Annotated in this window: 25 protein-coding genes; 8 read left to right on the top strand and 17 right to left on the bottom strand. The window is 32.6% G+C overall.

What is annotated here, in order from left to right:
* Window positions 1-64 precede the first annotated feature (64 nt).
* The 5 genes from C8D80_RS03505 to C8D80_RS03525 all read right to left on the bottom strand — a co-directional run bounded on the left by C8D80_RS03505 (window position 65) and on the right by C8D80_RS03525 (window position 3,846).
* Window positions 65-1,624, bottom strand: coding sequence for a protein adenylyltransferase SelO (locus C8D80_RS03505; RefSeq protein WP_133607412.1), 1,560 nt, complete (start codon window positions 1,622-1,624; stop codon window positions 65-67).
* 3 nt (window positions 1,625-1,627) lie between these two features.
* Window positions 1,628-2,386 carry a peroxide stress protein YaaA gene (gene yaaA, locus C8D80_RS03510; RefSeq protein WP_133607414.1) on the bottom strand — a complete coding sequence of 253 codons (759 nt, stop codon included), beginning with the start codon at window positions 2,384-2,386 and terminating at the stop codon, window positions 1,628-1,630.
* 130 nt (window positions 2,387-2,516) lie between these two features.
* Window positions 2,517-2,783, bottom strand: a complete 267-nt coding sequence (locus C8D80_RS03515) for a heavy-metal-associated domain-containing protein (protein ID WP_133607416.1) — start codon at window positions 2,781-2,783, stop codon at window positions 2,517-2,519.
* A 78-nt stretch (window positions 2,784-2,861) separates the two neighbouring features.
* On the bottom strand, window positions 2,862-3,275 hold the full coding sequence (locus C8D80_RS03520) for a DUF6691 family protein (protein WP_133607418.1): 414 nt from the start codon (window positions 3,273-3,275) through the stop codon (window positions 2,862-2,864).
* Between the two features lie 4 nt (window positions 3,276-3,279).
* On the bottom strand, window positions 3,280-3,846 hold the full coding sequence (locus C8D80_RS03525; protein ID WP_133607420.1) for a YeeE/YedE family protein: 567 nt from the start codon (window positions 3,844-3,846) through the stop codon (window positions 3,280-3,282).
* Window positions 3,847-3,946: 100 nt separating this feature from the next.
* Between C8D80_RS03525 and C8D80_RS03530 the strand changes: the two genes are divergently transcribed.
* The 4 genes from C8D80_RS03530 (at window position 3,947) to C8D80_RS03545 (ending at window position 6,692) form a co-directional block, all read left to right on the top strand.
* Entirely contained in the window at window positions 3,947-4,450 is a 504-nt protein-coding gene (locus tag C8D80_RS03530) for a DUF4199 domain-containing protein (protein ID WP_133607422.1), read from the top strand.
* A gap of 1 nt (window position 4,451) precedes the next feature.
* Window positions 4,452-4,913, top strand: coding sequence for a 2-dehydro-3-deoxyphosphooctonate aldolase (locus C8D80_RS03535; protein WP_133607424.1), 462 nt, complete (start codon window positions 4,452-4,454; stop codon window positions 4,911-4,913).
* 92 nt (window positions 4,914-5,005) lie between these two features.
* Window positions 5,006-5,824, top strand: a complete 819-nt coding sequence (gene kdsA, locus C8D80_RS03540; protein WP_133607426.1) for a 3-deoxy-8-phosphooctulonate synthase — start codon at window positions 5,006-5,008, stop codon at window positions 5,822-5,824.
* A gap of 22 nt (window positions 5,825-5,846) precedes the next feature.
* Window positions 5,847-6,692, top strand: a complete 846-nt coding sequence (locus tag C8D80_RS03545; protein ID WP_133607428.1) for a hypothetical protein — start codon at window positions 5,847-5,849, stop codon at window positions 6,690-6,692.
* 39 nt (window positions 6,693-6,731) lie between these two features.
* On the opposite strand, the gene bcp is transcribed toward C8D80_RS03545, so the two are convergent.
* Entirely contained in the window at window positions 6,732-7,184 is a 453-nt protein-coding gene (gene bcp / locus C8D80_RS03550; RefSeq protein WP_133607430.1) for a thioredoxin-dependent thiol peroxidase, read from the bottom strand.
* Between the two features lie 233 nt (window positions 7,185-7,417).
* On the opposite strand from bcp, the gene C8D80_RS03555 reads away from it, so the two are divergent.
* The 4 genes from C8D80_RS03555 to C8D80_RS03570 all read left to right on the top strand — a co-directional run bounded on the left by C8D80_RS03555 (window position 7,418) and on the right by C8D80_RS03570 (window position 9,787).
* Complete coding sequence (locus C8D80_RS03555) at window positions 7,418-8,071, top strand: endonuclease III domain-containing protein (protein ID WP_133607431.1); 654 nt, start codon at window positions 7,418-7,420, stop codon at window positions 8,069-8,071.
* Between the two features lie 12 nt (window positions 8,072-8,083).
* Window positions 8,084-8,296, top strand: coding sequence for a hypothetical protein (locus tag C8D80_RS03560; protein ID WP_133607433.1), 213 nt, complete (start codon window positions 8,084-8,086; stop codon window positions 8,294-8,296).
* A gap of 62 nt (window positions 8,297-8,358) precedes the next feature.
* Entirely contained in the window at window positions 8,359-8,709 is a 351-nt protein-coding gene (locus tag C8D80_RS03565; protein WP_133607435.1) for a DUF2200 domain-containing protein, read from the top strand.
* Between the two features lie 10 nt (window positions 8,710-8,719).
* Window positions 8,720-9,787 carry an acyltransferase family protein gene (locus tag C8D80_RS03570; protein ID WP_133607437.1) on the top strand — a complete coding sequence of 356 codons (1,068 nt, stop codon included), beginning with the start codon at window positions 8,720-8,722 and terminating at the stop codon, window positions 9,785-9,787.
* Window positions 9,788-9,839: 52 nt separating this feature from the next.
* Here the strand turns inward: C8D80_RS03570 and C8D80_RS12755 are convergent, their stop codons facing one another.
* The 11 genes from C8D80_RS12755 to C8D80_RS03620 all read right to left on the bottom strand — a co-directional run bounded on the left by C8D80_RS12755 (window position 9,840) and on the right by C8D80_RS03620 (window position 26,845).
* Window positions 9,840-9,983, bottom strand: coding sequence for a hypothetical protein (locus tag C8D80_RS12755; protein ID WP_162845029.1), 144 nt, complete (start codon window positions 9,981-9,983; stop codon window positions 9,840-9,842).
* A 51-nt stretch (window positions 9,984-10,034) separates the two neighbouring features.
* Window positions 10,035-10,619 carry an RNA polymerase sigma factor gene (locus tag C8D80_RS03575; protein WP_133607439.1) on the bottom strand — a complete coding sequence of 195 codons (585 nt, stop codon included), beginning with the start codon at window positions 10,617-10,619 and terminating at the stop codon, window positions 10,035-10,037.
* A gap of 245 nt (window positions 10,620-10,864) precedes the next feature.
* A complete protein-coding gene (locus C8D80_RS03580) occupies window positions 10,865-12,562 on the bottom strand; it encodes a family 16 glycosylhydrolase (protein ID WP_133607441.1) in 1,698 nt (565 codons plus the stop codon).
* Between the two features lie 9 nt (window positions 12,563-12,571).
* Window positions 12,572-13,492, bottom strand: a complete 921-nt coding sequence (locus tag C8D80_RS03585; RefSeq protein WP_133607443.1) for a glycoside hydrolase family 17 protein — start codon at window positions 13,490-13,492, stop codon at window positions 12,572-12,574.
* A gap of 44 nt (window positions 13,493-13,536) precedes the next feature.
* Entirely contained in the window at window positions 13,537-15,048 is a 1,512-nt protein-coding gene (locus C8D80_RS03590) for an MFS transporter (protein WP_133607445.1), read from the bottom strand.
* Between the two features lie 12 nt (window positions 15,049-15,060).
* Window positions 15,061-16,551 (bottom strand): glycoside hydrolase family 30 protein, encoded by a 1,491-nt coding sequence (locus tag C8D80_RS03595; protein ID WP_133607447.1) that lies wholly within the window; start codon window positions 16,549-16,551, stop codon window positions 15,061-15,063.
* A gap of 1 nt (window position 16,552) precedes the next feature.
* Window positions 16,553-17,845 (bottom strand): glycoside hydrolase family 17 protein, encoded by a 1,293-nt coding sequence (locus C8D80_RS03600; protein WP_394364573.1) that lies wholly within the window; start codon window positions 17,843-17,845, stop codon window positions 16,553-16,555.
* 13 nt (window positions 17,846-17,858) lie between these two features.
* Window positions 17,859-21,335 (bottom strand): hypothetical protein, encoded by a 3,477-nt coding sequence (locus C8D80_RS03605; RefSeq protein ID WP_133607449.1) that lies wholly within the window; start codon window positions 21,333-21,335, stop codon window positions 17,859-17,861.
* Between the two features lie 112 nt (window positions 21,336-21,447).
* Window positions 21,448-22,260, bottom strand: coding sequence for a glycoside hydrolase family 16 protein (locus tag C8D80_RS03610; RefSeq protein WP_133607451.1), 813 nt, complete (start codon window positions 22,258-22,260; stop codon window positions 21,448-21,450).
* Window positions 22,261-22,293: 33 nt separating this feature from the next.
* The gene (locus C8D80_RS03615; protein ID WP_133607453.1) at window positions 22,294-23,709 is read right to left on the bottom strand and encodes an Ig-like domain-containing protein; all 1,416 of its coding nucleotides are present in this window, start codon (window positions 23,707-23,709) and stop codon (window positions 22,294-22,296) included.
* Between the two features lie 19 nt (window positions 23,710-23,728).
* Window positions 23,729-26,845 carry a glycoside hydrolase 5 family protein gene (locus tag C8D80_RS03620; protein WP_133607455.1) on the bottom strand — a complete coding sequence of 1,039 codons (3,117 nt, stop codon included), beginning with the start codon at window positions 26,843-26,845 and terminating at the stop codon, window positions 23,729-23,731.
* Window positions 26,846-26,857: the final 12 nt, after the last annotated feature.

A 26,857-nucleotide genomic window follows, 5' to 3' on the forward strand; every position in this document is an offset into this window, starting at 1 on the left:
CTAGGCTATTGGCAAGAATATTATTAAAAAAGCATATTGCATATAGCTTAAAACCTATAGCAATTTAAGAACTACACGACAACATAGAACACCCAACTTTATGTCGCGCCCAATCAGGTCGTTTAGCAAACCATTTTTCATATTGCGGTTGTTCTTCGTATGGATTTTTAAGTAACGTATATAATTCGTCAATAAGCGTGTAATCTTCTTTCTCTGCGGCTTCAATGGCTAATTGTGCCATATAATTTCGCAACACATATTTGGGATTAATGGTATTCATAGCTTGTTTTCGTTCTTCATCTGAACCAACTTCTGCTTTAATTTTCTCCAAATACAATTCCATCCAATTCAACCAACTCGTTTTTAATGTCGTTACAATTTTATCGGGTTGGTAAAACGCTAAGGTGATTTTAGCTAACGCTTCATCAGAAGTATCTGTTTTTACTAAATTGGCCAAATTGCGATAGAAAATCGTCATATCCGTTTCTGAAGCAGTTAACAAAGTCGTTAATTCATCTTGAAAATGAGCATCATATTCCGCTTGCAATCCCAACTTTTGTTGTTGCAGTATCGGAAATTGGCTATCAAATTGCTGACTGTAACTATTCAACACTTGTTCCATCGAAGCAATATCTTCAATCAACGGATACAAAGCATTTCCTAATTGTACCAAATTCCACAAAGCTATATCAGGTTGGTTTCTAAAACGATATCTTCTGCCTTCTGCATCAGTAGTATTCGGTGTCCAATCAGGATCATAATCTTCTAACCATCCATACGGACCGTAATCAATAGTTAATCCTAAAATCGACATATTATCCGTATTCATCACCCCATGAACAAAACCAACGCGTTGCCAATCCAACACCATTTCCACCGTTCTATTCACCACTTCCTGATAAAACTGCAAATACTTTTCTTTTCCCGATGTAGTAATTTCAGGATAAAAATACTGAATTGTATAATCGGCTAATGTCTTTAAATTCTTGATATCCTTACGAGCAGCAAACAATTGAAAATTCCCAAAACGAATAAACGAAGGAGCTACTCTACATACCACAGCACCGTCTTCATAAGCGGCGTTTCCGTTGTATAAAACATCTCGTAAAACTTTGTCACCAGTTGTCACCAAGGATAACGAACGAGTGGTTGGTACACCCAAATAATACATCGCTTCGCTACACAAATGCTCACGAATAGAAGAACGTAAAACGGCAAAACCATCTGCTGTTCTCGAATAAGGCGTTTCCCCTGCTCCTTTCAATTGTAATGTCCAACGCTGATTATTGTGCAAAATCTCAAACAAATTAATCGCTCTTCCATCGCCAAGTTGTCCAGCCCAGTTCCCAAATTGATGTCCGGCATACGCCATGGCATAAGGTTTTGAATCTGGATAAACACTACTTCCTGAAACCAAATTTAAAAAATCAAGAGATTGTGTTTCTGCTTGAGAAATCCCTAATAATTCAGCCACCTCATCGGCAACATGAAGCAAATTAGGATGTGATGGAACACGAGGTGATACAAACGAAAAAGCAGCATCAAATACTTGTCTTCGTGTATTTGAAGCATTTGAATCGGCTGGCAATTGCTGATTGAAAGTATCGTTAAGGTGTAATTTCATTTATTATCGGGTAAAAACTAATGTGTTTCCTTTAGACAAGTTAGCATCAAAAGCATATCCATCATAATTGAATTGCTTCAAATCTTCTATTGTTTCTGCATTGGTATCAATAATATAGCGTACCATTAAACCTCTTGCTTTTTTAGCAAAGAAGCTAATCATTTTTAGTTTTCCGTCTTTGTAATCTTTAAATTCTGGAGTAATAACAGGAACTTTCAATGTTTTAGTATCTACTGCAGAAAAGTATTCGTTACTCGCTAAGTTGATGAAAAGTTCGTTTTCTTGTAATTCACTATTCAAAGATGCCGTTACCTTTTTTTTCCAGAACTCATACAAGTTCTTTTTTGTACCAATAGGCAAAGAAGTCCCCATTTCTAATCGATACGGTTGCATTAAATCAAGCGGCTTTAAAACACCATATAAACCCGAAAGAATGCGTAATTTATCTTCTAGAACAGGAAATTTATCGGTTGGGATAGTATAAGCATTTAAACCTGTATACACATCGCCATCGAAAGCAAAAACTGCAGGACGAGCGTTTTCAGGCGAAAAAGGTAACGACCAATTTTGATTGCGTTCCCAATTCAAATCGGCTAACTTTTCCGAAATGTCCATTAACTCCATCAATTGCTTTGGCTTTTTCTTTTTTAAAGTTTTTTGAATGGTTTCCGCATCTTTTAAAAATAAACTTTCAGTATAGTTTTGAATTGGAAGTGGTGATTCAAAATTTAAGGACTTGGCAGGTGATACTACAATTTTCATAGCGTTTTTAAGATATTAAACTTATACTTTCAAAAGTACGAAAATAAGGTAATATGAGATTTAGAAAACAATAAATATTACTTATACTACAATTAGAAATAAAAAATCCCGAATAAATCGGGACTTTCATTTAACTCATTTTTCCAATGGCGCAACTTACATACGATTTAGCTTTTGAGCCTAAACTATTTGCTTCGCCATCTTCGGGATATCCTAATACTTTCAGTTTTTCCTTAACTTCAATTAACTTTTCTTCTGTTGGATAATCAAAAGAAACGGAATTTTCTTCAACATTAACAGACACTTCAGTAATAGCATCAATTGAAGAAACATTCTTTGTTATAGTATTGGCACAACCGCCACATTTTAAATTTTGAATATATAGTGTAGTTTTCATGATATTGTATTTTTATGAATAACAAATTTACAACATCTAGAAGCCAAACACGGTAACTTTTATTACTTTAACTTAACTTTAATGAGGTAATTTATCTTTTAGAAGGCCATAAATATAAGTTCCTAACAAAGCCCCAATTAAAACTACAGCAATGGCGTAGGTTCCTGTTCCCAGTAAAATAAAAATAGGGCCTGGACAACTTCCCACTAATGCCCAACCTAGTCCAAATAGTATTCCGCCAATAATATAACGCCAAAAACCTTTTTCTTTTTCAATAATTTGAATAGGAAAACCGTTGAAGTCTTTTATTTTAAATCTTTTAATTAATTGAATACCTAAAACTCCAGTAAATAGAGCCATTCCAATAATTCCAAACATATGAAACGATTGAAAATGAAACATTTCGTAAATGCGATACCAAGAAACAGCTTCTGCCTTAGTCAAAACAATTCCGAATACAATTCCTGTCAGAAAAAATCTAGCTAATTTCATATGCTTATGCTGTTTTAAAAATTATAGGTAAAATATAATGTGCCATTAATAATCCTCCAATAAAAAATCCGATTACTGCCACTAAAGAAGGTAATTGAAAATTACTTAATCCAGAAATAGCGTGACCTGAAGTACAACCACCAGCGTAACGCGTTCCAAAACCAATTAATAATCCGCCAATTAATAAAATAGCGAATCCTTTTGGAGTTTGAAGTGTTTCCACGCTAAAAATAGCATCAGGCATAAGTTTACCATTTGGAGCTTCTATTCCTAAAGTTTGTAGTTGTGAAACTGTATCGGGATTAATATTTACACCTGTTCCATTCGATAAAAAGTAAAAGGCGATAAAACCTCCAACAAAAGCACCTAATATAACAGCTAAACTCCACTTTTGTTCGCGCCAGTCAAACTTAAAAAAATCACTGAATTTTCCTGCTCCAGCCATAGTACACATGGTACGCAGATTAGATGACATTCCGAAAGATTTTCCAAAGTAAATTAAAAGTAACATGACCATACCAATTAAAAAACCGGATACAGCCCAATGCCAAGTGCCAAAAACAATTTCCATACCTAATGTAATTTTTGACAAAAATAGAAATTCAGATTGGGTTTTGTAGCATTTATTACAAAATATAGTACATTTGGAGTACCAATTAAATTTAATTTTCATGAAGAAATTTGCAATCGAAATCAAATGGGCCATTATCTCAATTATTATTTTCTTAGCTTGGATGACTTTAGAAAAACAATTAGGCTTTCATGACGAAAAAATAAAATGGCAAATGTTTTTTACAATGCTAATTATTTTTCCAAACTTTATACTGTATTATTTAGCTTTAAGAGATAAAAAGAAAAATTACTACAATGGCGAAATGAGTTGGAAACAAGGATTTATTTCAGGTGTTGTGATTTCTTTTATTATTGTGATTTTTAGTCCAATTACCCAATTTATCACACACGAATTTATTACACCTAACTATTTCGATAAATTAATTGCGCTTTCGGTAGAAAGTAAAAGACTAACCTTAGAGGAAGCTCAAAGTTACTTTAATCTAACGGCCTACATTTGGCAAAGTATTTCAGGTGGATTATCATTTGGAGTGGTGATTGGCGCGATTGTTGCTTATATCTTAAAAACAAAAACACCCGATACAACGATTAAAACGAAATAAAATGAAATACTTATTTTCAATAATTACAGCGCTTTTATTAACAAGTTGCATAAGCACACAATCCACTTTAAAAAACGTTGACAATACAGCCATTCGTCCAACTATTAAAGACCTAGCTTATGCAATTACCGAATATGCTACCGATAATAAATATGGTTACGATCAAGATTATCCAATCAATATCGGTTTCATTCATGAAAAGCAAGAAGACATCAATATTCAATACTATTTTAAAGGATTAGAAGGTCCTAATGGTGAAAAAATAAGTTATAAAAAAGTAGATACTTGCTGTCCGTTTCCTACTAAAAACAGTCTAATGGGCGCTGGAACTGTAGGAATATACGAAGTAACGTTTGAAGGTAGTAACAAAAAAGTAATGTTATATTTTAATATTTTTGAAAAAGGAAAAATTCTTTGTCCAAAGGGATTTGCTATCAAAAAACCAGTTTCAAGCAATAATTAAAACTTTTTTATTTATTAGTAACATTTGTAACCTTTTGAACCGCTGTTTGAAAGGTTTTTCTTTTTATCTTTGCCACTTCAAAACCAACACAAATGAATTTACAAAACATTCCACAAATAAAGCATACTGATAGCGGGAACTTTTTCTTATTAGCAGGACCTTGTGCCATTGAAGGCGAAGAAATGGCAATGCGTATTGCAGAGAAAATTGTTTCAGTTACCGATAAATTACAAATTCCTTACGTTTTTAAAGGTTCTTTCAAAAAAGCTAACCGTTCTAGAGTAGATAGTTTTACTGGAATTGGAGATGAAAAAGCCTTGAAAATTCTTCAAAAAGTATCTAAAGAATTTGGTGTACCAACAGTTACCGATATTCACACAAACGAAGATGCTGTAATGGCAGCAGAATATGTGGATATATTGCAAATTCCAGCATTTTTAGTTCGTCAAACGGATTTAGTGGTGGCAGCAGCCAATACTGGAAAAACGGTAAACTTGAAAAAAGGACAATTCATGAGTCCAGAAAGCATGAAACATGCGGTTCAAAAAGTATTAGACAGCAATAACCAAAACGTTATGGTTACCGATAGAGGAACGATGTTTGGTTACCAAGATATGATTGTAGATTTCAGAGGTATTCCAACTATGCAACAATATGCCACTACGGTTTTAGATGTAACGCATTCGTTACAACAACCTAATCAAATGACAGGTGTTACAGGTGGTCGTCCAGATATGATTGAAACTATCGCTAAAGCAGGAATTGTTGTAGGTGTTGATGGAATTTTCATCGAAACTCATTTTGATCCAGCTAATGCTAAAAGTGATGGTGCTAACATGTTACATTTAGACTATTTTGAAGGTTTAATGACAAAACTTGTTGCCATCCGAAAAACAATTAATCAATTCTAATTTTTTTATTTTTAAACTTTTAATGAAACATCCATTTTTAATGGTTGTACTAACTTTTTGTGTTTTTTCACAGTACACCTTTTCACAAGAAACAGTCGAAAATCCTGAAAAATACACAGCGCATAACAAAGGTAAATTCTATATTTTTTGGGGTGGAAACCGCGAATCGTTTTCAAAATCTGACATCCGATTTAAAGGTGCCGATTATGATTTTACACTTCATAATGTATCCGCTCACGACAAGCCAAAAGGTTTTCATATTGATTATTTCAACCCGGCTAGAATGACTATTCCACAAACCAACTTACGAATTGGGTATTTTATTTCTGATCATTACAATATTTCGATTGGATTTGACCACATGAAATATGTAATGTATAATGACAGAAGAGTAAGTTACTCTGGTTATTATCCAAATCCTGGAACTTATAATGAAAATCCAGCTAACGGAGAATTAACGTTAGACGAAGATTTCTTGTTATTTGAACATACGGATGGTTTAAACTATGTAAACACTGAAATTTCACGTGTAGATGATATTTCAAAACTTTTCAAAATAAACAATACCGATAAAATTCAAGTAAATGTTACAGAAGGTATTGGTGGTGGATTTTTATATCCAAAAACAAATACAACACTTTTAGGAAAAGATAGATACGACGAGTTTAACATTGCAGGATATGGAGTATCTGCAAAAGTGGGTTTAAACGTAACTTTCTTTAAATATTTCTTTATTCAAACCGAATTAAAAGGAGGATATATCGAAATGAATAATATAAGAACGACCCAAGACAAAGCAGATTCAGCCGAACAAAATTTTTGGTTTCTACAAAGAATTTTAACCATTGGAGGAATTTTTAGAATATAAAGTAAAAAAGCTCGAAGTTATCCTTCGAGCTTTTTTTATTTATTTTAAAATCTGAGCAGCGTGTGCTTTCGTTTTTACATCGGAAATAACTTCTTCAATAATTCCGTTTTCGTCAATCACAAAAGTAGTTCGGTGAATACCATCGTACTCTTTACCCATGAATTTCTTTGGTCCCCAAACACCAAATGCCTGAATCACCGATTTATCTTCGTCAGCTAACAATGGAAAAGGCAAATCATATTTTTCTATAAACTTCGCTTGCACTTTAGCGCTATCAGCACTTACGCCTAACAAAGCGTAATTATTAGCTTGAAAACGAGCGTAATTGTCTCTCAAATCACATGCTTCTGCTGTACATCCTGGCGTACTTGCTTTTGGATAAAAGAAAACTACTAATTTCTTTCCTTTATAATCAGCTAATGTGTGTGAAGCTCCATTTTGGTCTAAACCTGAAAAATTAGGTGCTTTATCTCCTGCTTTTAATGTTGTCATATTTTTATTGTTTACTATTTATTTTTAAAACATATAAGTCATATAAGCAAATGTAAGATTTCTTTGTCTTGATAAGTTCATATTAGTTCGGTTTCTATGCTTTCTATCTTAAGTGAAACGACTAAAACTATTCATATAGAAATTCTATGTGCCTATGTGTTTAAAATCTTGATCTTTTCACTTTTGCGTTTGAAGTTAATTTATCTTATTTTTACTTTCAAATTTAGTTAAAAATGACCAAAAGCGAGAAGGTAACATTTGTTATAAATACGTTAAATGAATTATATCCTGAAATTCCAATTCCGTTAGACCATAAAGACCCTTATACTTTATTGATTGCTGTTTTACTTTCAGCACAATGTACGGATGTTCGCGTGAATCAAATTACTCCACTCCTATTTGCTAAAGCTGATAATCCATATGATATGGTAAAAATGTCTGTGGAAGAAATTAAAGAAATCATTCGTCCGTGTGGATTATCGCCAATGAAATCGAAAGGTATTCACGGTTTATCAGAAATTTTAATTGACAAATATAATGGAGAAGTTCCGCAAAGTTTTGAAGCTTTAGAATCTTTGCCTGCTGTGGGACACAAAACAGCAAGTGTGGTAATGAGTCAAGCATTTGGAGTTCCAGCTTTTCCGGTAGATACACACATTCATAGATTAATGTACCGCTGGGGATTAACTAATGGTAAAAACGTACAACAAACTGAAAAAGATGCCAAACGCATTTTTCCAGAAGAATGTTGGAACGAGTTACACTTGCAAATTATTTGGTACGGACGCGAATACTCTCCGGCTCGTGGTTGGAATTTAGAGAAAGATATTATTACGAAGACGATTGGGAGGAAGAGTGTTTTGGAGGATATAGGAAAGAAGAAATAAATTTAACAGATTATGAATAAAATACATATAAACTATTTAAATGACACAATTAAATTATTAATTGAGGAAGCAAAACAAACTGAAAACGATAATGAATTTAATTCAGGAATAAGATTAGGATATTATCATGCAATATCAAGGATTTTAAGTCAATCAATTGCTTTTGGTTTTTTTGAAGAACTTGATTATGAAATTAGAGAGTTTAACTTAGAAAGTTTACTTTAGAAAGTATTTTAATAAATCACTAAAATAGAGGGTATTTTGGATGAATCACTAAAAAAATTAAAATGTCCAAACACAAAATAAACACCATGGCTTTCTCAAGCGTTTACCCACATTACATAACCAAAGCAGAGAAAAAAAATCGCACAAAAGCAGAAGTCGATGAAATTATTTGTTGGTTAACAGGATACACACTTGAAAGTTTACAAAAGCAAATTGATAGTAAAGTTGACTTTGAAACTTTTTTTGAGCAATCGCCTCAATTAAACGAAAACGTTTCTAAAATTACTGGTGTTATTTGTGGTTATCGCATTGAAGAAATTGAAGACCCATTAATGAAAAAAGTACGTTATTTGGATAAATTAATTGACGAATTAGCCAAAGGAAAAACGATGGAGAAAATCTTGAGAAAATAATTATCACGAAATGGATTCATCAAAAAAACACTTTCATACATTAGATGCTTTACGCTTTTTTTCATTTCTAATTGTTTTTTTTCATCATATACCTGTTCCAGAAAATTCTTGGTTTTCAGTATTTTCAAAAAGCGGTGATGTTGGGGTTTCCTTCTTTTTTGTTTTAAGTGGTTTTCTCATATCGTACATTTTAATTTTTGAGAAAAAAGCAAATAAAACCATCAATCTGAAAAATTTTCTCGCCAAAAGAATTTTAAAAATTTGGCCTTTGTTTTACGCAATGTTACTATTCGCTTTTTTAACTCCTTTTATCTTAAAACAATTGCAGCTATCATTTTCAAATGAAGGTTACGAACCAAATTGGTTACTATCGGTACTTTTCTTAGAAAATTACAATATGATGTTGACCAACAATTTTCCAAATGTTTCTCCATTACGAGTTATGTGGTCATTGTGTATTGAGGAACACTTTTATATTATTTGGGGATTTTTATTTAGCATCATTCCGTTAAATAAAATTAAGTATTTAATTATCATTTCGATAGTTCTAGCAAGTGTTTGCAGACTTTTCTATTCTTATTTTAATTTACCTTTTTTAGACGTATTTACTAATATTGATTATTTTGCTTTTGGCGCAATTCCAGCTTATATCTTAAGCTTTAAAAAGGAACAATTAATCACAATTGAAAAGCTGTCTTATTCGTTTAAAATAGGAATATGTTTACTTACAATTGTTGCTATTTTTGGATTATCTAATTTGAATTTTGAATGGCTTAAATTTGAAAAACCTATCATTTATGGAATTTTATTTGCTACAATATTGTCATTTGTAATTACAGAACAAAATTCTCTAAAAATAAAAGATACATTATGGATTAGTAAATTAGGAATATATACATACGGTCTCTATTTGTATCATACTATAATCATAAACTTATTTATAAAACTTAATAAAACATTAGAGCTCAACTGGTTTTTGATTTCAGTAATAAGTTTTACGCTAACCGTATTAGTAAGTTTTTTGTCTTATCATCTATTTGAAAAACAATTTTTAAAACTTAAAACCTATTTTAATTAAAGTCGTTTAATAATATAAAAAAAATGCCTCAAATCTCTTTGAGGCATTTTCCTTAATTAGCAATAATTTCAAAAGTTGATTTGCCCACCTTATGTATACTCAAAGCTTTTGAATAGTTGAGTAAAAACGAAATCGTTTCTTTTTTAGGTAACATTTTTTGAGTTGCTAATTTTTTCTTAGAGTAAAGTTTTGCCATTTATTATGATTTGGTTTATAAATCTATAACGACATTATTTTACTTTTAGTATTAGTTAGTCAAAATAATTTGATTTTTTTCGATAATTTTTCTCAAGTTTAATAATGCATAACGCATTCTTCCTAGTGCGGTATTTATGCTAACACCCGTTAAATCAGCTATTTCTTTAAAACTTAAGTCTTGATACATACGCATAACTAAAACTTCTTTTTGATCTGCAGGAAGTTCTTCTAAGAGTTTTGCTAAATCCGATTCTACTTGAGCTGTAATAATTTGTCCTTCAATATTCAAACTGTTATCAGTCATATAGTTGAAGATAGAATATTCTTCCGTTTCACGTTGAAAAGGCATTTTCTTTGCTTTTCTGAAATGGTCTACTACCAAGTTGTGAGCAATACGCATTACCCAAGGCAAGAATTTCCCTTCTTCGTTATACGAACTTGTCTTCAAAGTTTTAATGACCTTAATAAAAGTATCCTGAAAAATATCATCTGATAAATCCCTATCACCAATTTTAGAATAAATAAATCCGTAGATTTTAGATTGATGTCTGTTAATTAATAAAGCTAAAGCAGATTCATCTCCGCTTATATAATTCTTTACCAACACCGCATCTGGAAGTACAAGATTAGCCATAACAATACCTTTTAGTTAATTAAAGTTCGGAGTCTAAAAAGTAATTGTTTGTTATAGGCAAATGATTTATTGAGATTAATAAACCAAATTTAACATAAAATTTAATTAAAAAACAAATTTGAACTAAAAATTTAACATTTTGAATGCAATAAAAAAACGAAACTCATGTAATTATTAAAGAATAAAAAGGATTTCGAAGTAAATAAGATAAAATTCTTTGTCTGTTCTATCCGAGGAAATTAGTTTTAATGCTTAATAATCTTTTTGTTAGTTTTTTTAGTACCTGAATAAAGAGTGAGAATATAAATCCCTTTGGATAAATTTGAAATATCAACTTGATTCGTATTAAATTGGGTTTCTAAAACTTTACTACCTATTAGTGAATATATTTCAATCTTATCAATCGGATTTTCGGAGGTTATTAATAAAACATCATGAATTGGATTATTGAAAGTAAAATTATTAAAATCATTACTAACGGGTTGACTTAATGTACAATTATTTCCTACAACATAGGGAATATATTGTGTAACTGACATTCCGTTTGCAAAAGCAAATTTTACTGCATAATTAATTGTACTACCAATAGTTTGCCCCGTAATTGTATGTGTAAAAATTCTACCTGAAACATTTGTCATAGGTGTTTCTGCAAAAGGTGCAGCACGCCATAAATAAGCAAATAATCCAACTTTGTCTGTATCTAACAATTCAAAAGTTATTTTTACTGAATTACCAATGGTTTCAAAAGAATAATTATATCCCAATGAAAAAGTTCCTTGAGAAGCAATATTACTTGTGCCGTTACAACCTACAAAGCCAAGTGTTGTTGCATTCAAAATAATGCCATTGTTTGAAGCATTATTTCCGGATGCGTCTAAGGCTGTTACTGAAAAAGTGTAATTTGTATTTGGATTTAAGTTAGGAACAATAACTGATTTTTGAACTCCAGAAGTACCAAAAGTAGATATCGAGCTACTTCCATAAGTAATATTATAATTAACCGTGCCCGAATTGTCAATAGCATTTAATAAAAGTTCAATTGAGGAACTCGTAATATTACCAACAGAAGCCGAAAAATTAGTTGGAATTTGAGTATCCACTTGTACATTTTGATAAACTCTTACATAATCAATCTCCATAGCAGCTTGCGAAAAATTACTTGGAATAGTTCCTGCAACACCTCCCATAGCAATGTTTAATAGCAAATATTGATCGGCAATAAAAGGCCAAGTAGAAGCATTTTTTACTGCTGGATTATACGTATAAAATGCAACTCCATCAAGCAAAAACGTAATTTGGTTAGGAGACCAATTCATAGAATAAACATGAAAATCGTTACCTAGATTATTAGCTATCGTTCCACCATGATTTACTGTGTTTCCAAAAGAAGATGGAGTATGTAAGGCACTTTGTACATATCCAGAAGGTTGCCATGGCGTAATTCCATGTTCCATAATATCAATTTCACCACAAGCTGGCCAAGAGGTTGTACCATTAGTAGCTGAAAAAAAAGCTCCTGGTTCGATAATATTTTTTCCCAACAACCATAATGCAGGCCATGTACCTTGATTGGTAGGTATTTTTGCACGAATATCAACTCTACCATAAGTAAAAGCAAATTTTGAATTTAACCGTGCTGAAGTATATTGCTTAGTATAGCCTTGATTAGTATAAACTTCTTTTTTTGCTACAATTTTAAGTACACCATTTTCTACAAAAGAATTGGCCAACTCATTCGTATAATGCTGTTCTTCACCATTATACCAATTGCCACCAGATGGTATTTGTGTTTGATGATGCCATTTTGAAGCATTTATTACTCCGTTATTTTCAAATTCATCCGACCAAACCAAGTCGTTGTATCCTACATCAACTTGAGAATTAACAACTTGAAAATTCAAAAGGCATAATAAAAATCCAACTATTTTAAGAAAATTTTGCACTGTATATAATTAAAATTTTAGTTTTTCATTTTTATCCCAAATACCCCAGTGAGCACCCACTTCACCTTCAGGACCTACTTTCCAAGATTCGTCAAATGAAGAAAAGTAGAAAATTTCGATATTTTCATCTGCAGACCAAAGTTGGGAATTGATAAAATACTTCATTGCATTTTCAGCCGAAGGATGCGAATCTTTGAAACTTTCCCCTTGACTTGGCCAACCTGTTTCGGTAATGATAACTTGTTTACCGTTAGCCACACTTTTAGCTTGATGGTACATACTTTTCATGTGAGACAACGCATATTCTTGATTTGTTCCTTCCCAATACGGATAACAATTGGTTAAAATAACATCGCAAGCTTCGGTAATTCTTGGTTTGATAGTAAACTCGTAATACGCATCTACATAACCTACTGGAATATGAGACGGAATTTCTTTTCGTACTTTATGAATAAAAGATAAAAGTTCGTCTTCAGTTAAATCTTTACGATACATTACTTCATTACCCACAGCAGCAATATCGACAAAGCCTTCTTTTGCTAACTGAATTAAAGCTTCGATTTCTTTTTCGTTCTTTTCAGCATCGTCACCTAACCAAGCTCCTACGAGTGTTTTCATTCCTAACTCACGAGCAATTTTAGGAATAAATTCGTTTCCTTCAATGCAAGAAAACGAACGAACCCATTTTGTGTAAGGTGCCATGATTTCAAGCCTTCTTCGTACTTGTTCCTCAGAAATAGTATCACCTGGTTTTTGACCGTCTTCATACATGCTAAAGCAAAGTCCGTGCATGCCACTTTGCAAAACTTGTGAATATAAAAGTGTGATATCTTCTGGAGATTTTGTTGAAAAATCCAATCCGTTTTTGAAATCAGCAGTTGAAGAATCAAATTTTTTAGAATACTGAATATAATCGGTTCTGAATGACATAATTGTATTTATTATTAGTAAATGCTGTGTTGTTTTTAATTGACTTAATTTACTATCTTTTTCTCTATTCGTTTTTTCTCTAATTCTCTTTTAACTTCAGCAACTTTATCTTCATTAAGATCATAATTCCACATTACCCAAACAGCCAAAGCTGCCGTTAAACAAGGAATAATAATATCAGCAATTCGCAATTGATTCATTGTTTCAAAAGATTGTGTTGTGTTACCTGCATCAAAACCTACCATCGACAAAACTAAACCTCCTAAGGCCAATGCAATTGATTGACCAATTTTAACCATCCACCAATAGATTGCTCCAAAAGTACCTTCTCTTCTAGGTAATCCATTTCTAAGCTCATCTAAATCACACACATCGGCAGTCATACTCATCATTAAGGTGAACAATCCACCTAAACCAAATGCCATAAATGGAATGGGTAACAATAAAATTAATGGCATTTCAATAGAAAATTTTACGACGCCAATTTGTAAAACAACATCATTAAAAAGTACAGCAGTATTTTCATCAACGACCACAAAACCCCACCATTTTAAAGCATAACCAAAAATTGATAATATTGTTGAAATGATAAAGGCGTTTCGTTTACCATATTTATTAGCTAACCATGAAACTATTGGAATAATTAAAACGGCAGTTAAGAATGCTCCTAAAATAGAAAATATTGCTGGAACAGTACCTGCCATTTCATAACTGCCATTATACATATAAAAAACAATAATGAAGTAGCTAAACGAAGCCACCATTTGAAAGCCGTTAAATACTAAAAAAGTAGCCCCACACAAACGCATGAAAGGATTATTTTTAGTCATGTTTTTCATAGTATCCCACAAAATTTTCATGTTTTTTGTTAAATCTTTAAATGTTAAATTGGCTTTACTATCTGCGTCAGAAACATCCATTTCTTTACAAAATATAGCAGGCATAATTCCAAAAAACAGACAAGCAAACCCAACAAAAATTGACAAAGTTCTAACTCCATCTGCCTGATTATCAAATAAATCTTTATTAGCAATTAACACCCAAAACAAAGGCACAATCATCCAAGATATTTGCCCAACACTATTTGCAATGCCCATTAATCTAGTTCGTTCTTTTGTATCAGTAGTCATTTCATAACCCATTCCAATTAATGGTGTTGAAAAAACAGTATTGGCAAAAATGAATAAAATGGAGAACAATAGAAAATACCAAAAATTGTAAGTTGCACCATTGTCTTCCCACATTTGCCATTGCACTACAAACAAAATAGAAGCTAAAATAGCACCCGAAAATATATAAGGTCTTCTTCTTCCCCATTTAGAAGTAGTATTATCTGAAACAAAACCCATAATTGGATCTGAAAGCGCATCAAAAAAACGTGGAATTGCTGACAATAATCCAGCAATTGCGGGTTCTATACCAAATGCTGTAATTAAGAAAAATGAAAATACACCAAGTGCACCAGGTAATAAATTATTAACCAAATGTCCTGCGCCAAAAGCCGCTTTTTGCACTAATGGAACTCTTTCTCTTGAACTTTCAGAATTAAAAGCCATAATGAATTTATTTTAAGATTTAATCATCACTGTTTGCAATGCGTTTGCATCAATAGAAATGATTGTATTTTGATTATTAATTTGAATTTCGATGGTATGTTTTGCAGTAGTCGGATTAAATACCACTAGAGCAATTGACTTATCCGGATTTTGAACTGCGGTTACTTTTAGGTCTTTGCTATTGACATCGCATCCAATTTTAATAGCTCCTGGTCGCATGAATTTGCTAAAATGTGCCATTACATAATACAATGGTGTAAAGTATACTTCGTCATTTTCAGCGTCTACAATTACTGGTGCCACACACCAGTTTTTGAACCAATTTGGGCCACCTTGTCTATCTAAAACCATATTCCAATCGACCCAACCGTCGACTTGGTTATTCAAACAACCGATAATATCTTCAGCGTAGCGGTTAACTGGTGCGTATTTTGGATGTAAATATTTGTCTTTTTCACTTGCCCAATCCCAACCCCAATCAGTAGCTTCTTTTTTCCAATACCAAGCATCATCTTGCCAATATGGAATTTCAGAATCTACACAAGCTTCAGTTTGGATTAAGTGTTTGTTGGGTGCTTTGTTGTGAGCATATTGCAAGGCTTCTGGAAAAACTTCATAGGTGCTTTCGTACCAATGAATAGCGGTTCCTGCGAAGTATTTTGAGGTTTTGTCATCTTTATACATGGCATCGACCCATTCTTGTAAACCCGCTCTATTTTGGTCGTACCCTAAAATTTTGATGTTATTCCAACCGTCACGTTCTAATTTGGGTCCCAAATGATTTTGTACAAATAAGGTCATTTCTTCTGGTGAAAATAATGTGCTTTCCCAATTATTTCCATTACCGTGAGGTTCGTTAATAACCGTTACACCCCAAATATCAATGCCTTCTTTTTTATAAACTTCTAAATATTTTGAAAAATACAAAGCGAAAGTGTCGTTATATTCAGGTAGCAATTTTCCGCCTACATAACTTTTGTTATCTTTCATCCAAGGCGGACACGACCATGGTGATGCAATGATGTTAAATCCTTCTTTAGAAATTGCTTTCGCTTCTAAAATCATAGGAATAATATCGTCTTTGTCGTCTTCGATAGTGAAATGTTCTAAGGCTAAATCATTCTCTACTTTGGCATAAGTATAATTCTTTAAAGAGAAATCGCATGAAGCAATGGTAGTTCTAGTTAATGAATAATTCGCTCCACTTTCACTGAAGTAAGCATCTAGGATTTTCTTTCTGTTTTCTTTACTTAACCTATTCAATAAATAAGCCGAAGCTTCTGTAAATGAACCTCCAAAACCTGTGATTTTTTGAAATTTCTCCTCAGGATTAATACTAATAACAGATTTACTTCCTGTAGAAGAAAATTGGTCGACTTTTTTCAAAGCATTACCACTTTCAGAGGTTTCATAAACGGTTACTTCCAATGCACTATTGACTCCTTTACAATTCATCATTGTTACAAGAATTAAAAAACTTACTATATAATGAACTACTTTCATTTTACCCTTTTTTTGGTGGTGCTAAAATGCTTTTCATCAACAATTCTTTATCACCTGAATACGTTTTTTCAATCTTATTCCCATTTCTTTTCAAATTGGAAAAAATCTTTTTATCAACTGAATTCCACAAGGCGAATTTTGCTTTTCCATCTACAGTAAAAATCCCGAAATGATTTTCAGAACCATTTTTATTATGGCTGTCTTTCCAAGGTTCATCAAAAGCTTCGAAGTAAAAACAAGTGATATTTTCTTTATTGGTCCAAGCTCGCATACTTTGATAATACAAGGCTTGTTTATATTCATCTGAAGCTTTGGAACCGTGAACTCCATAATGTCCGTCGGAACTAGAAGCCCAGCCTGTTTCTCCAATATGAATCGGCTTATTTGGAATAATGGAATGCACGTAAGCTTTTACATTTTCAAATTGTTTTTGAGCGAATAATTGCACGCGAACCATTGCCGTTTCTACTTTTTGTAATTCATCAAAATGATTTTCATTGCTAGAGGTTTGCCAAAAATCAGGATTGTAATGTGTGTTGTGATAAGGATACGTGTGCATCGAAATGTAATCAACTGCTTTGATTAAATCCTCTAAATCTTTGGTATGGTAACTTGTATCGCCTCCACCCCAAGAAGCAAAATCATCAGAGCTGGTAATCCAAACTTGATTTGATAATTTGTTTTGCTTTTTTAAATCTTGTAAATGATTGACCCATTTTAAAATGATATTTGGCGAAACATAATAACTGGTTGCCCATTTTACCATAGCTTCATTTCCAACAGCAATTATTTTTATGATTTCTGGATACGCATTTGTTAAACGAACAGCTTCTGCTATTTCGATGGCATTTCTGTCACTTTCTTGATTGTGAATAGGTTCCAAATCAGTCCAAGCGTTTTTACAATCAATCCAAGCGCCGAGCATGACATACATTTCGAAATTGGATTCTTCTTTTTTTAGTTGCGTAATAGCTTCTAATAAATTGGAAACTTCTTTAAAATGGACATTATATGTTCTTACTATTTTGATGTTTAAAGCGGCTAAAATTTTTAAATCCTCTTTAATTTCAGCGATAGTAGGCTCAATTTCTCTAGTATTTTTACGATATCCGCCATAACAAATGGCTTGGTAATTTGGATTTCCTAATAGCTCTTTTGCTGTTATTTCTATAGGTTTTGCGTTCATTTCTTGGCTTTCTGATTTGGAATTACATGAAAACAACAAACACAAGCATACCATCAAAAGAAAGACTTTTGAAAGTTGGGAAAATGCTATGTTTGTTTTGATTTTCATATCGCAATCCTTCTTATTTTAAATTGGTAGCAACCACATTTACAATTAGTTTCTCAATAACTCCATTTCGACTAAATACGTCTTGACTTGTTTTAGCATCTAATGTTAATTGGTCAATTACTTTTGAGTTTCCATGGTTATCAAAAATTTCGATATTGGATACATCTGACAATTGATACACAACTGGAATTTGGCAGAATGTAAACGCTAAAGAATTTTCTTTTAATTCAATCGTTTTGTGTTCGAAATGAACGTTTACATATTCGAATGATTTGGATTTAGTTAAAAACTCATCTTTTCGCAATAAACATGGATTAAAATGCAATATTCCGTTTTTAATGAACACTCCTAATTCTCCAAAACGACTTAAAATATCTTCTTTTACTTGACCTGTCATTCCAGGTTGTTGTGCGCCTTTTCCTGCTGGTGTGTGCGAATAAGCATCTGTAGGGAAAGCACCGTAAAGTTTTGGAGATTTGTGAACTCCAATTCCTTCATTTATTTCGTAATAATGCTCTAATAGACGTCCGATAACTTTTGAAGATTCGTTTTCTTCGATGGCTTTTAGACAACATTCTTGAACGGCTAATTGTAGTTTTGAAACCATGTGCCAATAAATCGAACCTAAACCTTCATAACCATAAAAAGTTCCTGAGCGACCTGTGAACGCTTTGTGATTAAACACTTCTTCAAAGATTTCTAAAACTAATTTTTCATCTTTTTCAACAAGTGTTTTGAAAGTGTTATTTTGTTTTACTTCTTCTAACGCTTTTTTCAAATCATTGACATTGTGAAAGTTTCCATTAAAATGATAATTTCCTAAAATGTCTTGATTAATGATTTGAGCATTTTTATTGGCTACTAAATTTTGTAATAATTCTGATTTGGTAATTGCCTCTTTTGAAATGGTATTTTTCTCAATAAATTTTGGCAATTCTTTATTCGGATACAATAAATAACTGTATTGATCGTGTCTGAACAATTTGCTAGCTTTTAACGCATCTAAAACTTTTAAATTTTCTTTTGATGATAAATAGCCTGAACTCAAAACAGCAACTTGCCCTTCTAACATTTCGCTTAAATAGGAAATTGAAATCGAATTGTTGTTTTCAATCGTCATTAAGTTGTAAGCGTGATACAATGCATCTGAACGTTTGTTAGATTCGATGGAATGTTCGATAAATTTCAAACTTACTTTGGTGAAGTTTTTCAAACCTTGCATGGAATGGGTACGCTTTTTACCCCAAAATCCGCTGTTATAGATTTGGTAACGGTAATCTGAAGCTGCTTTTCCTAATCGGTCTAAAATTGCTTTTCGGGTAACATCATCAATTTTTCCTGAAAGTAGGTGCTCGTTTTCTAACAAACATTCTCTAACTTCATGATAGAATTCGACCATTTCATTAGAAATTTTGATGTTTTCTTGGTCTGAATTTTCTAATAATTGTTCAAAGAACTTCAAGAATCTTCTTAAATAATACAACGTAACCATCGAAACTCCGTTACCTACTAAAGCGTTGTTGGCGTCGTTCCATTCTGGTCGTTGTGTGTTCATCCAAATACCAGCTTCTGGAATAAAGTTGGACATTTTAGATAAAACCGTAGCTAATATTTTTTCTATGAAATTAACGTGATAAATGCTCTTGTCGTTACTATGTAACAAAGCACCATCAGCACCCATTTGTTGTTTTCTATCGTTGATTAATTTTTCCCAAGAATGGCTGTATTCTATGGTATCTTTTGGATTTTTTAGAATTTCGTCATAAGGTTTGATGATATACGGAACGGCTGCATATACAAAACAATCCGTTTCAAAATAATTGTTTAGTTTTCCTGGAGCATATTTTTCGCAGAATTCTAAAAATTTCAATAAATAGATAATTTGATGATCACCCCAATATCCGATGTACGACCAAGGATTATCAGGTTCAATTGCTTCCCAATCGAAACCATCTTTTGTAACACGATATGGATTGTACCCATCAAAAGTAGAAGCATTTAAGAATTTATGAATCATGTTATCTATAAACTCAGGGAAAGAATGTGCTAACGCTTCCCAGTTTTGGAAAATATCGCGCCAGTTTCCTTCGTAATCTAATATTTTTGAACCATCAATTTCATTGGTTGTGTTGATAGAAAATTTGTTCCAAGGACGGCTTGGATCTCCGTGTCTTCTACTGAATTTTAAAGGTAAATATTCAAAACTTAAACGTTCAAAATCTAAATTATTTTGTTGTTTTGCAAATTCTTTTAAAGTTTGAAGTGAAAACGTTTCTGTTAATTGATTGATTTTATTAGCTAATTTTTCAAAGATAACTTTATTTGCTTTTTTGATGTACAACACAAAATCGTGTTTTTCAATTTGGTAATTGTAATCGAAAATTCCGCCACGCATGATGTTGAAAAGCGTGTTTGAAAAATGTCTTGTATCTCTTAAATTATCTTCGGTAGCTTGAAGTGCATCAGAAGATGCATTAATTTCAATTAATTTTTTTGTTCCTAATTCGATATCCTCTTTGATACGACTTACTAAATCAGTATCATTTGAAATTGTTTGAATAATTTGAACAATATCGGCATGATTTTGATTTACGTTCGCAACAATTATCCAATTTTTATCTGAATTTGCTGATAAAGAAATTTCGCTATTGATAAAATAAGCGCCTTTTTCACCTTTGATATCATCTTCTTGTAGAATTGAATTTCCTCTTCTGAAATTATTTACTTGTAAAGAAGACACTAAATAAGAAGGATTTTCGAAACCTAAAGCATAAGCTACATTGGCTTTTAAAGCTTCACTTGGTTCGGCTTTATCAACAATGATCGCACTTAATGCAAAAATTCCTAATCCGCTGTTTTGATGTAATTCGCTTCGTTTGTAGGCATCAACTAAATTACTTGTTGACGCTTGCAAATCACTACTTACACCATGTGGCATAATATTTTGTATTCCGTCTAAAACTGAAATTTGATACTGATTATTCGAATGATTTTGAAGTTTCGATTTTTTTACAAAACCAAATTTATTACTAGAATTCCATTCGTAACTAAACGTAAGTTCTAAATCATGATTTACTTCTTCGAAAATAATTTTATTACCATAGAAGTTTTTGTATAAATTTCGACTAATGTTGTATTTACCTGTAAAACGCTCTGAAAATGGTTCCCAAACTAAAGTTTGATTGTTAAACGAAATTTGAAAAATAGATTTACTTCCTGTGATATCTGCCGATTCGGTAATTTTATCATCGGTGTAATATGGAAACAGTGCAAATTCAGCATTTTTTCTACCAGCAGAAAGTCCGCCATTACTGGAGATAAACATCCAATGATTAGAATCGGAAACAATGCTCATAAAAAATGGGCGCATTGCATCGTTATTATTTATTTTATAAAATTTTTCACCTTCGATGGTTACAATATCCATTGAAACCGATTTGTTTTCGGTTTTCGTTTCAGTCTCAACAAAATTTTCAGTGCTTTTACTCATGATTTGGTTGTTGCATTTTTAAATACATAACAAAATCAATATTAGACTTCTCCAACGAAAAGTCTAATATTTAATTCTGAATTGGTTTTAACTCTAAATTTAATTAATTCTACTATTGATATATTCTTATGTAATCAACAAGCATAGTTTGTGGAAAAGCTGTTTCTGTATTTGGAGAACCTGGCAAATTTCCTCCGACAGCCATATTCAAAATAATATAAAATGGTTGATCGAAAACCCACTCTCCAGGAACATCTTCAGGTGTTATTTGATTGTATAATACATCATCGATATAATAATTGATGTAATCTTCTCCCCACTCAATTCCAAAAACGTGAAAATCTGTATCAAATCGGCCATTAGGTAATGTGTAACTTTTTGAGATTGATTCACCACCAGAATAACCAGGACCGTGAACAGTTCCAAAAGCAGTTGTTGGATTATTTCCTAAGTATTCCATGATATCGATTTCTCCACATAAAGGCCAAGTAACTGTATCTGAATTAGCTCCTAACATCCAAAATGCTGGCCATAAACCTTTTCCTAATGGAAGCTTTATTCTAGCTTCTATTCTACCATATTTTTGTTCTACTTTCCCTTTTGATAAAATCCTAGCTGAAGTGTAGTTAGAACCCATGTACAATTCTCTACGAGCTGTAATTTTTAACATTCCATCTTCTACAACAACATTCTCAGGTCGGTCTGTGTAATATTGCAATTCGTTGTTTCCCCAACCGTTACTTCCTGTTCCAATATTGTAACTCCAGTATGTGCTATTTGGAGCACCATCTACATCAAATTCATCTTGCATAACTAGATTATTCATTGTGGTAACTGTTTGCTTTTCATCTGTAGAACATCCCATAATTACTAACAATGAAGTAGATAGTATTAATGATTTGATTGTATTATATTTTATAATCATAATGGTTACTTTTAAATTAATTACTGGATGATGTTAGTTGTAGAAGTAAACGTTGTCTACATAAATTACAGAACCATCACCCCCTTCAAGGATTATTTGAGCAATATTTGATCTGCTAGCTAGACCTGGCATCGCAGAAAAAGGAATATCAATTGACATCCAATTTTGAGACACTAAAAATGGTGCTGTAAAAGTGGTAGAATGTCTTGTATCATTACCACCACCAAAAGCGCCATCAGCACCAAAATCAACAACAATTACTCTTAATTGTCTACCTGGAGCAATTGTACCTGGTATGAAAGCGTCTAAATGGAAATGAGTCATAGAAGTTGCATTTACAGTAGGTGCACTAAATTCAATTCCAACAAAATTAAAAATGGTGTAATTCAAGATATTGTCATTAGCTACTGTAAAATCACTTGAAACTGTTGTTTGCCAAGGAGCCCAATATCCATTGTAATAATTTACCGGTACATTGTTATACGCATCAGAAAATATAGAAATAACATTGGCTTGATTTCTTGTGGGTGTTGGCGCATGAGTAAAGTTACCCGAACAATTTATAGTTAAACTTCCATTTGCTTGAACACCATTTATAGTTCCAGTAATTACAGTTGTTCCTGCGCTTAATGAAGTTACTAAACCATTAGAATCAACTGAAGCTACCGTAGGATTAGAAGATGTAAATTCAAAATAAGCAGTGCTTAAATTTACAATTTGGTTTATACCATTTGGTAAATTAAAAGTTGAAATAATACCTGTAACATTTGAATTAACTCCAACAAATGTATTTACAGAAGCATTATTTCCGTTCATAATAGCTGCTCCAACTGTTCTTATTGTACCTAGTTTTTCAAATTTCAAATTATCAATCCAAAAAGTATAACCCATTCCGTTTGTGCCTTGTGTACCTGCAGCATATCGAAACATACCTCTTTCTTGTAAAAGTTTTGATGCATCTGGAATTGGAATAATTACTTTAGACCAATTTGTACCAACGCTAACATTTGTAATGGTAGCCATATATTTGTTTTGGTCAAAATCTTCACCAAAACCAAACTCAGAAATGGTTACCCCTTGTGAAGCTTTCACGTAAAAAGTTAAGGCATCATATTCTGTTAAATTTCTACCTGCACCATCTACTCTAAAAATGGCACCTGCATAATTACCTTCTGCATCGTTTGCATTAGGAACATCAAATCGCATTGAAGCATTACTATTATAACCTTCTTCACGATCTACAGACCATGCAGTTGGCTTAGAACCACCGTATGGAAAGTAAAAATTAGATCCCATGCCTACAAAATCTTCGATAAAGATTTCTGCAACTTTAGGAAAAGTTGCTTCTGCAGCGTCATCGGATAATTCTCTCTCACAACTAGTATTGATAATTGCTATCGATCCTAGAAGCAAAAAGCCTACTAAACAATTAAACTTTAAGTTTTTCATATCTTCAATTTTTTTTTTATTATTTTCCAATATTAATGTGAATGTATGTTCTAATTTCCCATTCTGAACCGTTTCCAAAACCAACTGGACTTAAAACTGGTTCTGGTGGGAATGTATTTTCTGGAACTGCTGTTGGTGAATATCTTGGTGAATATTGGTCTAATGAACGCCAAATTCCCATGATTCCAATTCTTGTATCTGGTAAAATAAACCAACTTGGTTTTCCAACAGATGTTGATATATCGATAGAACTTTGAACAGGGAATGTTAAGTTAAAATCTCTATGATAATCGAACGGTCCCCAATCATTGAATTTAAGAGAAGTTACTACTTTCACTTTTTTGTAAATCATTCTAACGTCACCACCTGCTCTGTTGATAGTTCTTTCAGAATCACCATTCGCTTGACCATTACCAAAGTATAGGTTAGCTATAATTCCTAAATCAGGTGAAATTTTTGAAACAATTCTAGTGTTTGATTCCCATAAATCTTTTGCTGGAGCTGAGCGCTCAAATGCGAATGGATTTCTATTTGATAAAAATCCGATAGCAGCATCCATTGTTGTAGGTAAATGACGGTAAACAAATCCTGTACTGAATGCAAATTTTGCATCTTCTACCATGTCATTATTCCATTCATACATCCATGTTCCAGGTGTAGGGTCATATGTTAATAATAATTCACCACCAACAGTTTCCCTATTAGCTCTTACAATAAATGGATCATCTAAAATATTTCTTAATCTTCCAGGAGCATCAACTCCATTTGGCATAGCTTCTAATAAAGGTTTTTGCCATAAGAAGTTTGGTGCAATTTGCAAATTAGAATTTACATTATATGTAAAACCAGCTAAAAAGTTCATTTGATTTCCACTTCCACTGTCTTTTAATCTCCAACCTGTAAAAGTTTGCGTATAATCGCCACCACCATTTGCTACTAAACCTTGGATAGCACCTTGCGTGTAAGCGTTAAATTTTCCTTTAGAAAAAGTAAGCTTTGCTTTTCCACCCCAATTATCTTTATTGTTTACTTTGTCAACTTTTACAACATCACCATCCATCATTTGGAACTCTCTACCATTAAGTGGTTGCCCTCCCCAAATACCTCCTAATTCAATTCCTAAATTACCTAATTTTGTTTGGAAATAAACTGTTGCTCTTCTGGTTTTTGGCTGTGGAATAAAAATTGAAGTAACGGCTTGAGCTGCACTTGAAATATCTTCATGATAAACTGCTGAGGCGTTGAAAATTCCAATTTTTCTGTTGTATTTTAATAAGTATGCTGGATTGGCACCCCACCATAATTGAGGACCAAAAGCAGCTTTTAATCCGTCTAAACTTCCTCTTCCATCCACTTCAAAACCTAGAGTTTCTCCATTGTAAATGTCTAAATTTGGACCATAATTTGCTTCTGGATATAACCCGAAGAAATCGCCTTCATAACCCCAATGGTAGTGACCAGTTCTGTAAAAACCTCTTAATTCAAAATCTTTAGCTGTCCATTTGTATGAAGCGTTGTAAACTTGAAATCTATTAACATCTGTAGATAAAACTTCACCTTCATTTGTAAGCACTGTTTGCGATCTACCTCTATTTTCATAAAAAATTTCATTGATTGGATTTGTAGCAACGTTTCCTAAAATGTTGAAATTTACGTTAGCTTTCATATTAGCTGATGGATTTCCTTCAACACCAATGAAATACGATTGCATGTGGTCAAACCCTAATTTATTTGGATATCCGCTTGTATCAGGATCATCAGCTTCTGGAGTTGTGATTAAACTTCCACCCGTATTGAATGTTGTAAATTCTGCTCTAAGATTGCTTAATTTAATCATTCCTCCATCATTACTTGATAAAGCAGCTTTATCTCCTCTAGCTCTTAAAGCGGCATCCATTAAATTAGCTTCACCAAAATGAGTATTAACCACTTGAGTGTTTACACCTTCTTTAAATGGATTTAATTTGTGAATATCTTTTAAAACATAGTAAGTAGCTCTTGGATATAATTGATAATGTCCTTTTTCATTAGTAGGTCCTTTTGCGCAAATTCCAAACCATTCTTCATTCATGTTGTTTTGACCTTCTGTGAAATCTTTTTGATAACCACCATTAGACCAAGAAGCGTTTGAATCATGAACGTCTAAGTTTTTAGTTTGACCAAACTTCCACCAACCGTCACTAAATTGAAATGTAAATCCTCCAATAGAGTTACCTGATTTACCTAATCCTGCAGCATTTTCATAGATTTCTTTCCAATTCCCTTTTAAGTAAAAAGCTTGTGCGTTTTGATCTTCTTGGTTAGTCATAACATTGAAAGCATCAGAGCCAAACTCAGTAAATAAAACTGGTTTACCATATTCTTTCTTAACTCTTTCAAATAAATCACCAAAAGAAACTCCTCTATATACATTTGTTCCGAAGACATCTACATCTTTACATTCTTGGGCAATGATGTCAAGAAAAAGTAAATCACCGTTACAAATTGCCATAGGATGATTTGTGTCTATCGCTTTCATTGCTACAACAGCTTCGTTAAATAGCTTATACATAGAACGTGCTCTCGCTGTTGACTTTCTATCTTCTATCGGAATATTTTCTGTTTCGGCTCCATCCCAAAATAAACCGTAGTTATTCTCATTTCCTAAAAGAAATAAAAGAAGCCCTTTAGTATCTTTATATTCTGAAGCCATTTGTGTTACTTCCTTAAGAAGAAGTTCACGTGTTTTTTCATCAGAATATTCTGTATTTGGTTTCCATACACCATCAATTGTTAAACCATATCGACCGAAAGAATGATTTAACATGGTGTAAATACCATAATTTGTATAAATGTATTCAATCCATTTTTTTGGAATACCCGAATAAACACGGATAGTATTCACACCCATGTTTTGAAGTAATCCCATTTCATCATCTAAAGCCTGACGAATAAAATCGTCTGATTGATTCCAAAGACTGTATGAGTAATTTGTACCGATTGGAAAATAATCCCAATTCATTCCGTTTACCATAAAATCTTTACCGTCGACTTTAAGTTTCAATTCCGAATTATTATTTTCAACTACTACTTTTCCAGATTGTGAATAGGTAGTAAATGAATAACAAAAAATTAGTATCAGAATAATTTTTTTCATTTGCTGTTTGGA

The sequence above is a fragment of the Flavobacterium cheniae genome (assembly GCF_004363695.1).
In the GTDB taxonomy this organism is placed as follows: Bacteria; Bacteroidota; Bacteroidia; order Flavobacteriales; family Flavobacteriaceae; genus Flavobacterium; species Flavobacterium cheniae.